The 14,479-nt window shown below is 44.4% G+C and carries 18 protein-coding genes; 16 read left to right on the top strand and 2 right to left on the bottom strand.

Features of this window, described 5'->3' with window-relative positions; translation table 11 throughout:
* Position 1 precedes the first annotated feature (1 nt).
* From rlmB to FFR00_RS12440, 12 genes are all read left to right on the top strand, one after another.
* Entirely contained in the window at positions 2 to 736 is a 735-nt protein-coding gene (rlmB, locus tag FFR00_RS12385; RefSeq protein WP_137673718.1) for a 23S rRNA (guanosine(2251)-2'-O)-methyltransferase RlmB, read from the top strand.
* 197 nt (positions 737 to 933) lie between these two features.
* Positions 934 to 1,368 (top strand): 30S ribosomal protein S6, encoded by a 435-nt coding sequence (gene rpsF / locus FFR00_RS12390; RefSeq protein ID WP_137673719.1) that lies wholly within the window; start codon positions 934 to 936, stop codon positions 1,366 to 1,368.
* 5 nt (positions 1,369 to 1,373) lie between these two features.
* Entirely contained in the window at positions 1,374 to 1,688 is a 315-nt protein-coding gene (gene priB, locus FFR00_RS12395) for a primosomal replication protein N (protein ID WP_137673720.1), read from the top strand.
* Positions 1,689 to 1,692: 4 nt separating this feature from the next.
* Entirely contained in the window at positions 1,693 to 1,920 is a 228-nt protein-coding gene (gene rpsR / locus FFR00_RS12400; RefSeq protein ID WP_137673721.1) for a 30S ribosomal protein S18, read from the top strand.
* 49 nt (positions 1,921 to 1,969) lie between these two features.
* Positions 1,970 to 2,422, top strand: a complete 453-nt coding sequence (gene rplI / locus FFR00_RS12405; RefSeq protein ID WP_137673722.1) for a 50S ribosomal protein L9 — start codon at positions 1,970 to 1,972, stop codon at positions 2,420 to 2,422.
* A 157-nt stretch (positions 2,423 to 2,579) separates the two neighbouring features.
* A complete protein-coding gene (locus FFR00_RS12410) occupies positions 2,580 to 3,764 on the top strand; it encodes an ABC transporter substrate-binding protein (RefSeq protein ID WP_137673723.1) in 1,185 nt (394 codons plus the stop codon).
* A 23-nt stretch (positions 3,765 to 3,787) separates the two neighbouring features.
* A complete protein-coding gene (locus FFR00_RS12415; RefSeq protein ID WP_137673724.1) occupies positions 3,788 to 5,449 on the top strand; it encodes an ABC transporter permease in 1,662 nt (553 codons plus the stop codon).
* Entirely contained in the window at positions 5,449 to 6,081 is a 633-nt protein-coding gene (locus FFR00_RS12420; RefSeq protein WP_137673725.1) for an ATP-binding cassette domain-containing protein, read from the top strand. The genes FFR00_RS12415 and FFR00_RS12420 overlap by 1 nt, the downstream gene beginning before the upstream one ends.
* Before the next feature lie 123 nt (positions 6,082 to 6,204).
* Complete coding sequence (locus tag FFR00_RS12425) at positions 6,205 to 6,498, top strand: cytochrome c (protein WP_137673726.1); 294 nt, start codon at positions 6,205 to 6,207, stop codon at positions 6,496 to 6,498.
* 130 nt (positions 6,499 to 6,628) lie between these two features.
* Positions 6,629 to 8,047, top strand: a complete 1,419-nt coding sequence (dnaB, locus tag FFR00_RS12430; protein ID WP_137673756.1) for a replicative DNA helicase — start codon at positions 6,629 to 6,631, stop codon at positions 8,045 to 8,047.
* Positions 8,048 to 8,053: 6 nt separating this feature from the next.
* Entirely contained in the window at positions 8,054 to 9,133 is a 1,080-nt protein-coding gene (alr, locus tag FFR00_RS12435; protein ID WP_137673727.1) for an alanine racemase, read from the top strand.
* A 167-nt stretch (positions 9,134 to 9,300) separates the two neighbouring features.
* A complete protein-coding gene (locus tag FFR00_RS12440; protein ID WP_137673728.1) occupies positions 9,301 to 9,906 on the top strand; it encodes a peroxiredoxin C in 606 nt (201 codons plus the stop codon).
* Positions 9,907 to 9,972: 66 nt separating this feature from the next.
* On the opposite strand, the gene FFR00_RS12445 is transcribed toward FFR00_RS12440, so the two are convergent.
* The gene (locus tag FFR00_RS12445; RefSeq protein WP_137673729.1) at positions 9,973 to 10,440 is read right to left on the bottom strand and encodes a chemotaxis protein CheX; all 468 of its coding nucleotides are present in this window, start codon (positions 10,438 to 10,440) and stop codon (positions 9,973 to 9,975) included.
* Positions 10,441 to 10,799: 359 nt separating this feature from the next.
* On the opposite strand from FFR00_RS12445, the gene FFR00_RS12450 reads away from it, so the two are divergent.
* From FFR00_RS12450 to FFR00_RS12460, 3 genes are all read left to right on the top strand, one after another.
* Positions 10,800 to 11,417 (top strand): hypothetical protein, encoded by a 618-nt coding sequence (locus FFR00_RS12450; RefSeq protein WP_137673730.1) that lies wholly within the window; start codon positions 10,800 to 10,802, stop codon positions 11,415 to 11,417.
* Positions 11,418 to 11,558: 141 nt separating this feature from the next.
* A complete protein-coding gene (gene dusA / locus FFR00_RS12455; protein WP_137673731.1) occupies positions 11,559 to 12,551 on the top strand; it encodes a tRNA dihydrouridine(20/20a) synthase DusA in 993 nt (330 codons plus the stop codon).
* 116 nt (positions 12,552 to 12,667) lie between these two features.
* Positions 12,668 to 13,306, top strand: coding sequence for a super-infection exclusion protein B (locus FFR00_RS12460; RefSeq protein ID WP_137673732.1), 639 nt, complete (start codon positions 12,668 to 12,670; stop codon positions 13,304 to 13,306).
* A gap of 8 nt (positions 13,307 to 13,314) precedes the next feature.
* Here the strand turns inward: FFR00_RS12460 and FFR00_RS12465 are convergent, their stop codons facing one another.
* Positions 13,315 to 13,770: a methylglyoxal synthase gene (locus FFR00_RS12465; RefSeq protein ID WP_137673733.1), complete on the bottom strand. Its 456-nt coding sequence runs from the start codon at positions 13,768 to 13,770 to the stop codon at positions 13,315 to 13,317.
* 113 nt (positions 13,771 to 13,883) lie between these two features.
* Here FFR00_RS12465 and FFR00_RS12470 point away from each other — a divergent pair, with 113 nt between their 5' ends.
* On the top strand, positions 13,884 to 14,453 hold the full coding sequence (locus FFR00_RS12470; RefSeq protein WP_137673734.1) for an SOS response-associated peptidase family protein: 570 nt from the start codon (positions 13,884 to 13,886) through the stop codon (positions 14,451 to 14,453).
* Positions 14,454 to 14,479 lie beyond the last annotated feature (26 nt).

Genomic DNA, 14,479 nt, shown 5'->3' on the forward strand with positions numbered 1-14,479 from the left:
CATGAGCCAACAAGTAATTTACGGCCTGCACGCAGTGCAAGCATTATTAGAGCGCAGCCCAGAGCGTATTATTGAAGTATTTGCGCTTAAAGGTCGTCAAGATGACCGCTTATTACCGCTACTGAATGAAATGCGTCGCTTAGGGGCATCTGTGCAGTTTATGCCTCGTAAAGCCTTAGATGACAAAGCAGAGAGCACTCAGCACCAAGGTATTGTGGCACGAGTAAAAGCAGGGCGCGGCTATAACGAGCATGATTTAAAGCAATTAGTTGAATCAACGACAGCGCCGCTATTTTTAATATTGGATGGCGTAACGGATCCACATAATCTAGGCGCTTGTTTACGTAATGCCGATGCAGCAGGCGTAGTTGGCGTAATTGTGCCTAAAGATAACTCTGCTCAGCTAAATGCTACGGTACGTAAAGTGGCTAGTGGCGCGGCAGAAACTGTACCGCTAGTGGTGGTGACTAACCTAGCCAGAACCTTGCGTGAGTTACAGCAATTAGGTGTATGGGTAGTGGGCACTGCAGGTGAGGCAGAGCAGTTTATTTATGACACCAAGTTGCAAGGGCCAATGGCATTAGTGATGGGTGCCGAGGGTACGGGCATGCGCCGCTTAACACGCGAAACTTGTGATGAGCTGGTTAAGCTTCCAATGGCGGGTACCGTCTCTAGTTTAAACGTATCAGTTGCTGCTGGTATTTGTTTATTTGAAGCAGTACGCCAGCGCCGTTAAACACTGGCCTTAGCGCCGTATAAGCATCAACAGAAAAGCCGCTGTTTAGATAATCTAACAGCGGCTTTAATTTAACTTGATTAAATTCTCACCTTCGCATAGAATCAGCGCCCCTAAAACAGTCATTTTACTTTTAGTTCCTTGCCTCTTCGGTCCGGCTGTACCATGAACGAGGCTATAACCCGTAGGGAGCAATAATGCGTCATTACGAAATCGTATTCATGGTCCACCCAGACCAGAGCGAACAAGTTCCAGGCATGATCGAGCGTTACTCAGCAGTTATCACTGATAACGGCGGTAGCATTCATCGTTTGGAAGACTGGGGCCGCCGTCAATTGGCTTACCCAATCGAAAAATTGCACAAAGCCCACTATGTTCTTTTGAACATTGAAGCTAGCGCAGAAGTTGTTGATGAATTGGAAACTGCTTTCCGTTTCAACGATGCTGTTATCCGTAACATGATCATGCGCACTAAGTCTGCTGCTACAGAGATGTCTCCAATTGCTAAAGCTCGTGATGAGCGTCCAGCTCGCCGCGATGATGAGCGTCCAGCTCGTCGTGAAGAAGCTGCACCAGCAACTGAAGAAGCACCAGCAGTAGAAGCTAACGTAGAGTCAGCTAGCGAAGAATAAGACGTATGTCTGAGAATAGATTAGTACTGCAGGGGCGGGTATTACGCGCACCAAAACGCTCTACTAGTCCGGCCGGTGTTGCACATTGTCAGTTTTGGCTAGAGCATCGTTCGCAGCAACAAGAAGCTGGATTTTCGCGCCAAGCCTATTGCCAGATGGCAGTAGTCGCAAGTGGCGATATTTTGAAGCAAGATTCATCGCATATAAGTATGGGGTGTGAAGTAAAAGTAAGTGGTTTTATAAATAGCCACAAAGCGGCCAACGGTACATACCGATTGGTACTTCATGCTTCTGAAATTGATTTGTTATCACGAGGATAATGTTATGGCACGTTTTTTCCGTCGTCGTAAATTCTGCCGCTTTTCAGCGGAAGGCGTTGTTGAGATCGATTATAAAGATACAACAACTCTGAAAAACTACATCACTGAAAGTGGTAAAATTGTACCTAGTCGTATTACTGGTACAAGCGCTAAATACCAACGTCAACTTGCACGCGCTATTAAACGTGCTCGTTACCTGGCTCTATTGCCATACACTGATTTACATAAGTAAATCCTTGTTGCAATTAGCCTAACTCAATCGAATTAATCGAGGAAAGGTAATGGAAATTATTCTATTAGACAAAATCGCTAACTTAGGCGGTTTGGGTGATCAAGTTAATGTTAAAGCAGGTTACGCACGTAACTTCTTGATCCCACAAGGTAAAGCTGTACCAGCTACTAAAGGCAACGTTGAAGTTTTTGAAGCTCGTCGTTCTGAATTAGAAGCTAAACTAGCAGAAACTTTGAAAGTATCTGAAGCTCGCGCTGAGAAACTAAACGCTCTTGAAGCGATTGTTATCGAAGCTAAAGCTGGTGAAGAAGGTAAACTATTCGGTTCTATCGGTACTCGCGACATCGCTGATGTTGTAACTGCTGCTGGTGTTGAAGTAGTTAAATCTGAAGTTCGCCTACCAAACGGTGTATTACGTAACACTGGTGAAATTGAAGTTGTTATTCAAGTTCACACAGACGTTAATGCTACTGTTACTCTACAAGTTGTTGCTGCTGAATAATTTCAGTTATATAGCTTGAAAAAACCGCGCCTAGGCGCGGTTTTTTTGTTTTTAGGCTATGATTTTAAAGGATTTTGAAAGATTATTTAGATTAATCCGGTTTCACTATAGCAACAATGTAGTGTTCTGTTTTAGCGACTGAACAAGGAGAGTTAGTGTGCGTTTAATAATAGTGTTGGTAACGGCTTTGCTGAGTATGGTTTCCCACGCGGCATCCACTTGGTCTGAAGTGGAACAGCAAGCGAAGGGACAAACTGTTTATTTTAACGCTTGGGCGGGGGCTGATAATATCAACGCTTATATTCGCTGGGCCGGCGAACAAGTGGAGCAGCGTTACGGTGTAAAGTTAGAACACGTAAAAATTAACGACACCGCTAATGTAGTGAGTCGTATTTTGGCGGAGAAGGTGAGTGGCCGCACTAACGGTGGCAGCGTAGACCTAATGTGGGTAAACGGAGAGAACTTCCGCGCGTTAAAAGAAGCTAAATTACTCTATGGCCCATATAGTCAGCACTTACCTAATATGGCCTTAACCGATGAGAATAATCCTGCTTTACTGTATGACTTCACTTTGCCTGTTGACGGTTATGAATCACCTTGGGGTGGGGCGCAGCTCACTTTCTATCACGACAGCAAACGCTTGCCGCAGGCACCTAAGTCAATGGCCAAGCTATTATCTTACCTGGAAAAACAACCGGGACTATTTACTTACCCAGCGCCGCCAAGCTTTTATGGAGCCACCTTTATTAAGCAGGCCTTGTTAGAAACTATTAGCGATAGCGAGCAGCTGTATCAACCTGTTAACAAGCAAACCTTTGATAAAGTGACTGCAGGTTTGTGGGCTTATTTAGACAAATTACATCCATTAATGTGGCGCCGTGGCCAGAGTTTTCCTAGTGGCAGTGGCCAAATGCAACAGTTGCTTAACGACGGTGAGTTAAGTATTGCTTTCAGCTTTAACCCCAACGATCCTGCAGCCGCTATTGAGCAAGGTTTACTGCCAGATTCGGTGCGTAGTTATGTTCACCAAAGTGGTACCGTGGGTAATACTCACTTTTTAGCAATTCCGTTTAATAGTGACTCTAGTGCCGCAGCCATGGTGGTGGCCAACTTTATGTTGTCACCAGAGGCCCAAGCCCGCAAAGCGGATTTAGCTTATTGGGGCGATCCAACAGTACTAGCGTTAGATAAACTCAGTAATGAGCAACAACAGCTGTTTGCTAAGCAACAGGGTAATAGCGCGAGTTTAAGCGCTGCAGACCGCGCCAATGTTAGGGGCGAACCTCACGCCACTTGGGTAGCTTTGCTAGAAGCAGAGTGGTTGCGTCGTTATAGTCGATGAAGGGCATATCTAAAAAGGCAGTAATGCTGTTTCCGCTAGCCACTAGTGTGTTGTTGTTACTGCCTTTGTTGTTTGGATTTGTTGATACTCTATTACCAGCTTTTGGCTATTTGCCTATCGCTTCTAAAACCGAATTGAATTTATCGGTTTGGCGTGAACTGTTTAGTTACTCCTCTTTATGGCATTCGCTGGCGTTAAGTATATTTACTGGCTGGATCGCCGCTATCCTTTCTCTAGTTAGCGCTTTGTGGCTAATTATGCACTGCTACCAAAGTGCTTGGTGGCGATTCCTAGAAAAAAGCCTAGCCCCGTTTCTCGCTATTCCTCATGCGGCCATGGCGATTGCGCTATTGTTCCTACTTGCACCCAGTGGCTGGTTAGTTCGCTTGGTTTCACCTTGGTTAACTGGTTTCGATTACCCGCCTATGTGGCAAAGCACGCAAGATGCGTGGGGCTTGAGCTTAATTGTTACTCTATGGATTAAAGAATTGCCATTTATGTTACTGGTATTAATGGCAGCGTGCTCTCAACTACCTGTACAACGCAGCTTGGCGATAGGCCAAAGCTTTGCTTATTCTAGCCAGCAAATCTGGCGGCAGGTTTTATTCCCCCAGCTAATTAAGCGTATTCGCTTGCCATTTTTTACGGTTCTTGCGTTTTCGTTAACGGTAGTGGATGTTGCTCAAATTATTGGCCCCACAAAGCCAGTGACCTTTGCATTACTCGTTTGGCAATGGTTTAGCGATAGCAATATCGAAATGCGCTTGTTGGGCGCAGCAGGCTCTTTATTGTTGTTGGCTGCAGTTATCCTGAGCTTGTTAGTGGCAGTGCTGTTAGAGAAGCTTTATTTAAAACACAACTTACAAAGCGCATTGAAGGGCTTAAGAAAAGCTTCCTCTAGTGCGAAACCCGCCCGTATTTTGTTAGTGGGTACGGTGCTGTTGTTAGTATTAAGTTTGCTGATTATTGTCATTTGGTCTTTTACTTGGCGCTGGCGCTTTCCCGATGCTTTGCCCGCACAGTGGGGTTGGCATTATTGGCAACAAGCAGGCAGTTATTTGTATACGCCGCTGCTAAACAGTTTGATTATTGCTTTGTTATCATCAGCAAGCAGCTTGGTATTGGTGGTTGGCTGTTTAGAGTACCAACTAAAGCAGGCTCAGCCCTCACGCTGGTGGTCGTTAGTTATGTACCTGCCTTTGCTGTTGCCGCAGGTGGTATTTTTGTTTGGTGTACAGGTTCAGTTATTTAAATACCGTTTAGACGGCAGCGTGTTGACTGTAGTGTGGGCACATCTGATTTTTGTTTTACCTTATGTATACTTGGCGTTAGTGGATAACTATCGAAGCTTCGACAATCGTTATATGCAAGCTGCAATTAGTTTATCGCACTCCTACTGGCGTAGCTTTCTGAGAATCAAATTACCCATGCTCACTCGGCCGCTGGGTTTAGCATTTGCCATTGGTTTTGCGGTAAGCATTGCTCAGTATCTGCCTACTTTGTTTGTGGGTGGTGGACGAGTCACCACGTTAACCACTGAGGCGGTAGCGTTAGCCTCAGGTGGTGATCGCAGAGTTACGGCGGTTATGGTTATATGGCAAACCTTGTTACCTTTACTGGTATACAGCATGGTTATTATTTGGCCTAAATGGCGCTACCGCCATCACCGAGGAATGCAAACCTAGTGTTAGATATTAGTCATTTTAGTTTGAGTTTATCTGGTAAAGACTTAATCAGTGAGCTCAATTTGTCAGTCGCTAAAGGGGAAATAGTGACTATCATGGGCCCTAGTGGCTGTGGCAAATCTAGCTTATTGGCTGCAATAGCCGGCACCTTAGATCCCTCTTTGTCTTGCAGTGGTAGCATTAAGCTAGCAGGAAAAGACATTCTCGAGCTTGAGCAAGCGAAGCGGCGAGTTGGGATATTGTTTCAAGATGATTTATTGTTCCCACACTTTACGGTGGGGCAAAACCTGCAATACGCATTAGCAAGTGATAAGCAAAACAATGCCAACTCTATAATAGAACAGGCTTTAAGTGATGCTGGCATGTGTGGCTTTCAGCAGCGCGATATTGCCAGCTTGTCTGGAGGGCAGCGGGCGAGGGTTAGTGTATTGAGAAGCCTACTGGCTGAGCCCAAAGTTCTGCTATTAGATGAACCCTTCAGTAAGTTGGATAAACCCTTACGCAAACAGTTCCGGGAATTTGTTCGCGAAAGAATTGAAGCACTGAATATTCCTGCGATTCTAGTCACTCATGACCAAGAAGATAGCTTACAAGCACCACCAATCTCTTTATTTGCTGACAATAACAGCTAGGGTAATAAACTGTTGCTGTTGAGTTTTATTTGATAAGCTGGTTTTTCCTGAGGCTTTATTGTGTGGAGCGAGAGCGTCAGGACTCAATGATTGAGATCCCCAATAACAATAAAGAGGATGAAGATGAACAAATTGATTTTTGCACTAGCATTGTCACTTCCATTTGTCGCATCAACAGCGAATGCAGCCCCAGCCAAGGCACCTTTATGTGCGGCTTGTCATGGTGCTAACGGAGTAGCAGCTATTCCTGGTTACCCCAATCTTGCGGGCCAAAACGAACAGTACTTGGTTTCTTCATTAAAAGCTTATCGTGATAAACAGCGTAATGGTGGCCAAGCTGCTGTAATGCAAGGGCAGGCAATGAATTTAAGCGACGCTGAAATTGCTGAACTAGCTGCTTACTTCGCAAAAATGTAGTTAAGTGAGCGTTAGCACTAAGCCAGCCTAGGGCTGGCTTTTTAGTTTCTGCCATTCAGGAAATGTTACTTGGTGTCACTTCAATCTTCCCGCATAATAGTGGCCAGAAAAAACAACCGCAATGAAGATTATGGCAGCCAGCGCGCCCTCTCGTAAATTTAAAGATAAAGACAAAAAGCCCAGAGATTCTCAGATTGATCAGTTAAAGGTGCCACCACACTCCTTAGAAGCTGAGCAAGCTGTTTTGGGCGGCTTAATGTTAGATAACAATGCTTGGGATAACGTGTCTGAGCTAGTTGTAGAACAAGATTTTTATCAGCGCGCCCACCAATATACTTTTTCTGCCATGCATCGTTTGGCTGAAGGTGGCCAACCCATTGATTTGGTAACGGTGTCTGAAGAGTTGGAGCGACAAGAACAACTTGATGACATAGGTGGTTTTGCTTATCTAGGCGAAATTGCTAAAAACACGCCGAGCGCAGCGAACATTCGGGCCTACGCAGAAATTGTTCGAGAGCGAGCGGTGACGCGTGAATTGATTTCGGTAGCCAATGAAATTGCCGATAGCTGCTATGAGCCGGCTGGACGTAAAAGTAGTGACTTGCTCGACTTTGCAGAGAGCAAAGTATTTAAAATTGCCGAGTCACGCGCTAATGCCAATGAAGGTCCTAAAGAAGTAAAAGGTTTACTGGCACAAACCATTGATAAAATTGAAGAACTGTACAAGTCACCAAACGATGGCGTAACCGGTGTTTCAACAGGCTTTGCTGACTTAGATAAGAAAACTGCCGGTTTGCAGGGCTCTGATTTGATCATTGTGGCGGCGCGTCCTTCTATGGGTAAAACCACGTTTGCGATGAACTTGTGTGAATACGCCGCAATGACTCGCGATAAACCGGTGCTTATCTTTAGTTTAGAGATGCCGGCAGAACAAATTATGATGCGTATGTTGGCCTCGCTGGGCCGCATTGATCAAACTAAAATTAGAACAGGTGCCTTAGACGATGATGATTGGGCGCGTTTGTCATCGACCATGGGCCTAATGGCCGAAAAATCAAAAATGTATGTGGATGATTCTTCTGGTCTAACACCTACTGAAGTTCGCTCTCGCGCTCGCCGTGTCGCCCGTGAAGAAGGTGGCTTGAGCATGATTATGATCGATTACCTGCAGTTGATGCAGGTGCCGGGCTTAAGCGAAAACCGTACCTTAGAAATTGCTGAAATTTCTCGCTCACTTAAATCCTTAGCAAAAGAGCTAAATGTACCGGTAGTGGCGCTATCACAGCTTAACCGTAGTTTGGAGCAGCGTGCTGATAAACGTCCGGTGAACTCGGATTTGCGTGAATCGGGCTCTATTGAGCAGGATGCTGATTTGATTATGTTTATTTATCGCGATGAGGTTTATAACGAAGGCACCGAAAATAAAGGTTTAGCTGAAATCATTATTGGTAAACAACGTAACGGTCCAATTGGCCGAGTACCACTTACCTTCCAAGGCCAGTTTTCGCGCTTTGATAACTGGGCTGGTGAATTTTACGATGACGAATAATTACCAATGAATATTGCAAATGCCTTGGTGTCATTGTCAGCCTTAAGACACAACTTCTCAGTATTAAAACAACGCGCACCGAACAGTAAAATTTTGGTGGTGATAAAAGCCAATGCTTATGGGCATGGCATGCTGGAAGTAGCACAAGGCTTGGCCGATATAGCCGATGGCTTTGCAGTAGCAAGAACCAAAGAAGCACTCGCTCTGCGCCAAGCAGGGATAGTGGCGCCCATCCTCGCTTTAGAGGGATTTTTTGATAGCCAAGAAGCCCAATCCTTGGCTGAACACAATATTGCTACGGTGATTCACAGTGAGCAACAGCTGGCACTGATAGAGCCGCTTAAGCTTGCTAAACCACTTGATACATGGGTAAAGCTTGATACCGGCATGCATCGCTTAGGTTTGTTACCAGAGCAGTTTAAAGCCTTATTGCCACGTTTGAAAAGCTGTAACAATATTCAAGCTAATCTTAAGCTTATCAGCCACTTTGCCTGTGCTGATGATGTTGAGCACCCGCTAACCCCCCAGCAAATAAAGTGTTTTGAAACGCTAAAAGCGGAGCTTAATGCTGAGTGTTCTCTGGCTAATTCAGCCGGTGTTTTATTGTGGCCACAAGCACATTCAGATTGGAACCGTCCGGGAATTTCTTTGTACGGCATTTCCCCTCAAAATCACAACAGTGGTGATGATTTTGGATTAATACCAGCCATGACCCTGCAATCAAATCTTATCGCGGTACGCGAGCACCCTCAGGGAGAGAGTGTTGGTTACGGTGCTACTTGGCATGCCGAGCAAAATACCAAGTTGGGCGTGGTAGCAATGGGTTACGGTGACGGTTATCCGCGCAGTGCGCCAAACGGTACACCAGTTTGGTTAAATGGCCGAATAGTACCCATCGTGGGTCGGGTATCAATGGACATGTTGTGTGTAGATTTGGGAATTGATAGCCAAGACCAAGTGGGTGACCGGGTTGTGTTGTGGGGCCCTGAGCTACCCGCAGAACGAATTGCTGAAGCGGTGGACACCATTGCTTACGAGCTTGTCACAAAATTAACCTCTAGAGTTCGTCTCAGTTACACTCAGTAGTATTTACAAGTGCCATTATTTAGGCTATTAATTGGATGCTGAATTATTAATCGTTAATTTGATAGCTTTTATCTATCAAATTAATCGATTAGATCAATTCGTCTATTCGACAAATTTAGCGCATTATTCGTAGCGATATTGATAACCTATTTAACAAGGAATTCGAAATGAGTGTATTAGTTGGTCGTCCTGCTCCAGACTTTACTGCCGCTGCTGTATTAGGTAACGGTGAAATTGTTGATAGCTTCACTTTAAGTGAGCACATCAAAGGTAAAGCTGCGGTAGTGTTCTTTTACCCGCTAGATTTTACTTTTGTTTGTCCTTCAGAATTGATTGCTTTTGATCACCGCTTTAAAGATTTCCAAGCTAAAGGTGTTGAAGTAATCGGTGTTTCTATCGATTCACAATTCTCACACAACGCATGGCGTAACACTGCTATTGAAGATGGTGGTATCGGCCAAGTTCAATACCCTCTAATTGCCGACGTTAAACACGAAATCTGTCAAGCTTACGATGTAGAGCATCCAGAAGCTGGCGTAGCGTTCCGTGGTTCTTTCCTAATCGACACCGCTGGTGTTGTTCGTCACCAAGTAGTGAACGACCTTCCACTAGGCCGTAACATTGACGAAATGCTACGTATGGTTGACGCATTAAACTTCCACGAAAAGCACGGTGAAGTTTGTCCTGCTCAGTGGGAAGAAGGTAAAGAAGGTATGGACGCAAGCCCAGAAGGTGTTGCTAAGTACTTGTCTGCTAACGCTGAAGGCCTATAAGACTTTCGCTAGCCCAGACATTAAAAAGCCCGCTAACGCGGGCTTTTTGGTATCCAATATTTGTGACTACACGTTTTCGAAACAAATCTCGATAGTGGCATTACCATGAATTGAAGAGAAAGGAATCAATACCTTAGGGCCTTCAGTTTTATGAGTAATGGTATGCGAAGGGCCTGATACCACCACCGGCGTAGCCATATCGAAATCATAGCCGCTTTCGGCTAACAAACGTTTCGCTCCACCGGTTACCATATTGGTAATCTCACCCACCATATCGGTGACTTCTTCATTAATCGAATCAGGGGCTTCGCCTAACATGCGTCGCATAATTTCGATGGCCAATCCTTTATCAAAACTGATGGATAAAGAGCCTTTGGTTTGTGGGCCAACCATACCAATTAAACCTGATACATCGCCACGCGCGATCTCGTCTTTCTTTACTCCAGGCTTGCCCGGTTTTAACTCCATTTGAGCCATTGTTTCTAGCACATTTAACAGAGACTTAAGAAATGGGTTTACAAAATTAACGTCCATAGTGACAGATTACTTCCTGCTGAGTGAATATGGTCAAAGCCAATAATAGAACCAAAGAGAGGGCTATTTGACTAAAAGCACAAAAATAATTGAGAATTACTTAAGAATCGCACGAGATCCGATGAGCTGCAACTATAAGTAATATTTTTAAGATGTGTTTCACTGAATCAATGCGACAGACTTGCTATTAGTAAGTCTGTCGCTTCTTTATTAATAGCTACGAACAATTTTGAATACTATAAGGCCATTTAAAATAGGAGACTGTAGTCGCCGTAATTCATATGGTAGTTATCTCACCGATATATATTAAAGTGAGCTGTTGGGTCCACTCTTAAAAACCTTAATCGCAAGGATGTGAAATGAAAAAGTGTGTCACGGTGATTAGCCAAGCTTGCTTAGCTATGTTGTTAACGCCATTTGCCGTCGCTGAAGTCGAGCAAAATAGTGAAATGTTTGTGCTTAACTTTGAAGGACTAGACTACGTGCGAACCATTCGTTATACCAAACCTTACCGCGACGGCGATCGCTGGGAGATGGGGTCATTTGTTTATGATAAAACAGTGACCGATCAAGGCTTGGTGACTATATTTAATGGTGAATTGAAGTTAGGTAAACAAAGTGATGGTCGCGTTTTTGTTTATCAAAATGCCAGCGACTACCAGGCAAATAATTGGACCGTTTCACTGATTGTTAATGAGGATCTAACGGGCTCATTTATTGATCAAAAAGGCAGTAATGTACATGAGTTTGTAGGTTCTTTTAGCGAAGTAGAAGGGCAGGTGGCTAAAGGTGATGAAGCCTATAGTGACCCGTTATGGCAAATAGCCTATCGAATACAGCCTAAACAAGGGATATACACGATTAATGGCGTAACAGCCTTTGAAGGCGAAGTGAGTGGTAAACATCGTTGGTTATCAAACTGGGTATTTGCTGATCGCTTTCAATTTACGAATAAAGATTCTAGCTCCGTTAAATAGCCGTCAAAGCTCAATGGTAAATTAGTTAATGCTCCTCAACTCATAGTATAATCACTGGCTGATTTGAGCGGCATTCGCAATATGTGTGCTTTAGCTGCTGTAGTTCGTTGATTATTTTACCTTTGTTTAAATGTTGAGCTCATGACTAAAGATTTACCTTACCAAGCACATCGCTTTTCTGTCGCTCCAATGCTCGATTGGACCGACCGCCACTGCCGTTATTTCCACCGATTAATGACGAAGAATACCTTGCTGTATACTGAAATGGTGACAACCGGTGCCATTTTGCATGGAAAGGGCGATTACTTAGGGTTTTCGGAGCCAGAACACCCAATAGCCTTACAACTTGGTGGTTCCAATCCCACAGAGCTTACCGAGTGTGCTAAACGTGCTGAAGACTTAGGTTATGACGAGGTAAACATTAACGTTGGTTGCCCTTCAGACCGTGTTCAAAACGGTCGTTTTGGCGCTTGTTTAATGGCTGAACCAAACTTGGTGGCCGAGTGTGTCAGCGAAATGCAACATCAGGTAAAAATACCAGTAACGGTGAAAACTCGGATTGGGATTGATGAGCAAGACAGCTATCAGTTTCTAAAAGACTTTATTGAACCGGCTGCTCAAGCGGGATGCGAAACCTTTATTATTCATGCGCGTAAAGCGTGGTTATCTGGCTTAAGCCCTAAACAGAATCGTGACATTCCGCCGCTTGATTACTCTCGCGCTTATCAAGTAAAAAAAGATTATCCTCAACTCACCATTAGTGTAAATGGCGGTATCAATAGCTTAGAGCAAGCTGAACAACACTTAACCCACCTTGACGGGGTAATGTTGGGGCGCGAGGTTTACCAAAATCCTTATTTATTAGCTGAGGTGGATCAACGGATCTTTGACGATCACTCTCCCCAGTTAAGTCGACATCAGGTCGCTGAGTTAATGCTACCGTATATTGAGCAGCATCTAGCTCAGGGTGGGCGTTTGCAGCACATTAGCCGTCATATACTTGGTTTATTTCAAGGTTGCGTAGGTGCAAGAGCTTGGCGTCGTCACCTTAGTGAGAATGCGCATAAGTCTGGCGCGGGCATAGAGGTAATGCAAGCCGCGCTGGCATTGGTCCCCGAGCATCAAGACGCATAAATACAGCTCGCTTTATCGTTAATAACTGGCCGCTTAATGCGGCCAGTTTGTTATCTGGCATAGCCCTTGCTATCACTACCTGCGAAGAGTCAGCTTTTTGTCAGGAGAGTGAAACAATGGAATTTTTAAGTCGTTTAATCGCCCGTTGGGGGGTATTAGACATTTTAATGGCGTGGCTATTAATCGCTAGTGGTTTGCTGTTAATGATACCAAACCAATGGCTACCCGAAGCCAGCATAAATAGTCAACTGAGCTTAGTGCTTACTTTTAGTTGTGTAGTGGGTTTAGCCTATTTTATTAGCCGTGGCTTGCTGCTATTAGTGACTAGCTTAAGTGGGGCAGTTCAACATCGCAAAGAGCTACAGCGTTTGTCGTCAATGGTTGCGTGTTTAGATCATTCTGAACGAGCGATTCTACGTGAGTTTATTATTGCTCGACGCAGTGTTTTAAGTTTGCCTCTCAAGGAACCGGCAGTGGTTAACTTATTGGAGAATGGGGTACTTAAACCGATTAATCAGCAGCATGTGCAAGAACAGCGTAGTAACGTTGACATGATGATTAACTTGGCAGCACGACCATTATTAAGTTACAAAGCCTTGGGGTTGCCAGTGGGTAAATTAAACGAGGAACAGATTGAGCATTTAAAATCAATTCGCCCTCGCTTTTTACAGCCTGACTACAAAGCTAACCGTACTCACTCGGGGAAGTTATTTAGGATCCGAGCGGGTGAAGCAGAGAGCCAAACAGCCGCATAACGTGCTGCTTATTTTGTGCGTTGTTTCAGGTAACCTGCATAGTCAGGAACATCTACCGAAAACTCCTGATTGAAATGACGGCTGGCTAAGATAAAGTCAGCCGTTGCTTGGTTTGTTGCCATAGGAATGTTCCATACCGCAGCCAAGCGCAGCAAGGCTTTTACATCTGGGTCATGAGGTACCGCATCTAATGGATCCCAGAAAAAGATCATTAAATCTATTTTCCCTTCCGCGATCATCGCTCCCAGTTGTTGGTCACCGCCCATTGGGCCACTTAATAGTGCTTCTACCTCAAAGCCCTGTTGTGATAATAAAGTGCCGGTAGTACCAGTGCCAAATAACTGATGTTGTACTAATGCTTTTTGGTGGATCTTAGCCCATTTTATTAGCGCGCTCTTTTTATTATCATGAGCCACTAAGGCAATGCGTTTTCGCTCGTGCATTTTGCGAGTTGTTGTATCCATGCTACCTCTTAAATACTCTTAGATTGAAAGCCTTTACTGCAGATTATGTTACTGTTTGTATTTACTATTAGCTAGCGATAGCAGACAGAACATAAGGGTAGGGATCGCAAAACGTGTGCGGCAGTGTGATGATTGGTGGTGAATACGAAATACGACAAGTAATTGGCGTAGATTCGTTATTTTTAGATTTTGGTGAAACTAAGCAATATCGACCCAGCGAGTCTTTGCCTGCGATAACTTTTGCGCAAGGTAAACTAACTTGTGAACACTATCTCTGGGGAGTTCAGCATTCTCAAACGAGCCAGTTAATCATTAATGCTCGGGCAGAAACCGCTGCAGATAAAGCAATGTTTAGCCAAGCTTGGTTAAATCAGCGTTGTTTACTTCCCGTTAAAGCCTGGCATGAGTGGCGCAATCAGGAACGTTTCGAATTTCGTCTAAACCATAGCCACTTGCTGTTATTAGGCGCTTTGTATATTCGCCAACACCAACATGAGCAAGCTCGGTTGGTAGTGCTAACTCAAAATGCGAGCAGTCAATTAACGCAATACCATCACCGTATGCCTTTATTGTTTGAGTTAGAAAGCGGATTAGCTTGGCTTGCTGGTCAAGCGTCTCAATCTAAACCTCAACAGTTTCATTATCATGTCTCTAGCAATAGCCCGCAGCTAGGTTTGTTTTAGTTTGTTCGCGATAAAGTCAGCGATAC

It is taken from the genome of Agarivorans sp. Toyoura001 (genome assembly GCF_005405585.1).
Classification (GTDB): Bacteria; Pseudomonadota; Gammaproteobacteria; order Enterobacterales; family Celerinatantimonadaceae; genus Agarivorans.

Excerpts from the sequence above, each read along its gene's own strand:
- rlmB (WP_137673718.1), top strand. The coding sequence starts at position 2 with ATGAGCCAACAAGTAATTTACGGCCTGCACGCAGTGCAAGCATTATTA.
- rpsF (WP_137673719.1), top strand. The coding sequence starts at position 934 with ATGCGTCATTACGAAATCGTATTCATGGTCCACCCAGACCAGAGCGAA.
- priB (WP_137673720.1), top strand. The coding sequence starts at position 1,374 with ATGTCTGAGAATAGATTAGTACTGCAGGGGCGGGTATTACGCGCACCA.
- rpsR (WP_137673721.1), top strand. The coding sequence starts at position 1,693 with ATGGCACGTTTTTTCCGTCGTCGTAAATTCTGCCGCTTTTCAGCGGAA.
- rplI (WP_137673722.1), top strand. The coding sequence starts at position 1,970 with ATGGAAATTATTCTATTAGACAAAATCGCTAACTTAGGCGGTTTGGGT.
- FFR00_RS12415 (WP_137673724.1), top strand. The coding sequence starts at position 3,788 with ATGCTGTTTCCGCTAGCCACTAGTGTGTTGTTGTTACTGCCTTTGTTG.
- FFR00_RS12425 (WP_137673726.1), top strand. The coding sequence starts at position 6,205 with ATGAACAAATTGATTTTTGCACTAGCATTGTCACTTCCATTTGTCGCA.
- dnaB (WP_137673756.1), top strand. The coding sequence starts at position 6,629 with ATGGCAGCCAGCGCGCCCTCTCGTAAATTTAAAGATAAAGACAAAAAG.
- alr (WP_137673727.1), top strand. The coding sequence starts at position 8,054 with ATGAATATTGCAAATGCCTTGGTGTCATTGTCAGCCTTAAGACACAAC.
- FFR00_RS12440 (WP_137673728.1), top strand. The coding sequence starts at position 9,301 with ATGAGTGTATTAGTTGGTCGTCCTGCTCCAGACTTTACTGCCGCTGCT.
- FFR00_RS12445 (WP_137673729.1), bottom strand. The coding sequence starts at position 10,440 with ATGGACGTTAATTTTGTAAACCCATTTCTTAAGTCTCTGTTAAATGTG.
- FFR00_RS12450 (WP_137673730.1), top strand. The coding sequence starts at position 10,800 with ATGAAAAAGTGTGTCACGGTGATTAGCCAAGCTTGCTTAGCTATGTTG.
- dusA (WP_137673731.1), top strand. The coding sequence starts at position 11,559 with ATGACTAAAGATTTACCTTACCAAGCACATCGCTTTTCTGTCGCTCCA.
- FFR00_RS12460 (WP_137673732.1), top strand. The coding sequence starts at position 12,668 with ATGGAATTTTTAAGTCGTTTAATCGCCCGTTGGGGGGTATTAGACATT.
- FFR00_RS12465 (WP_137673733.1), bottom strand. The coding sequence starts at position 13,770 with ATGGATACAACAACTCGCAAAATGCACGAGCGAAAACGCATTGCCTTA.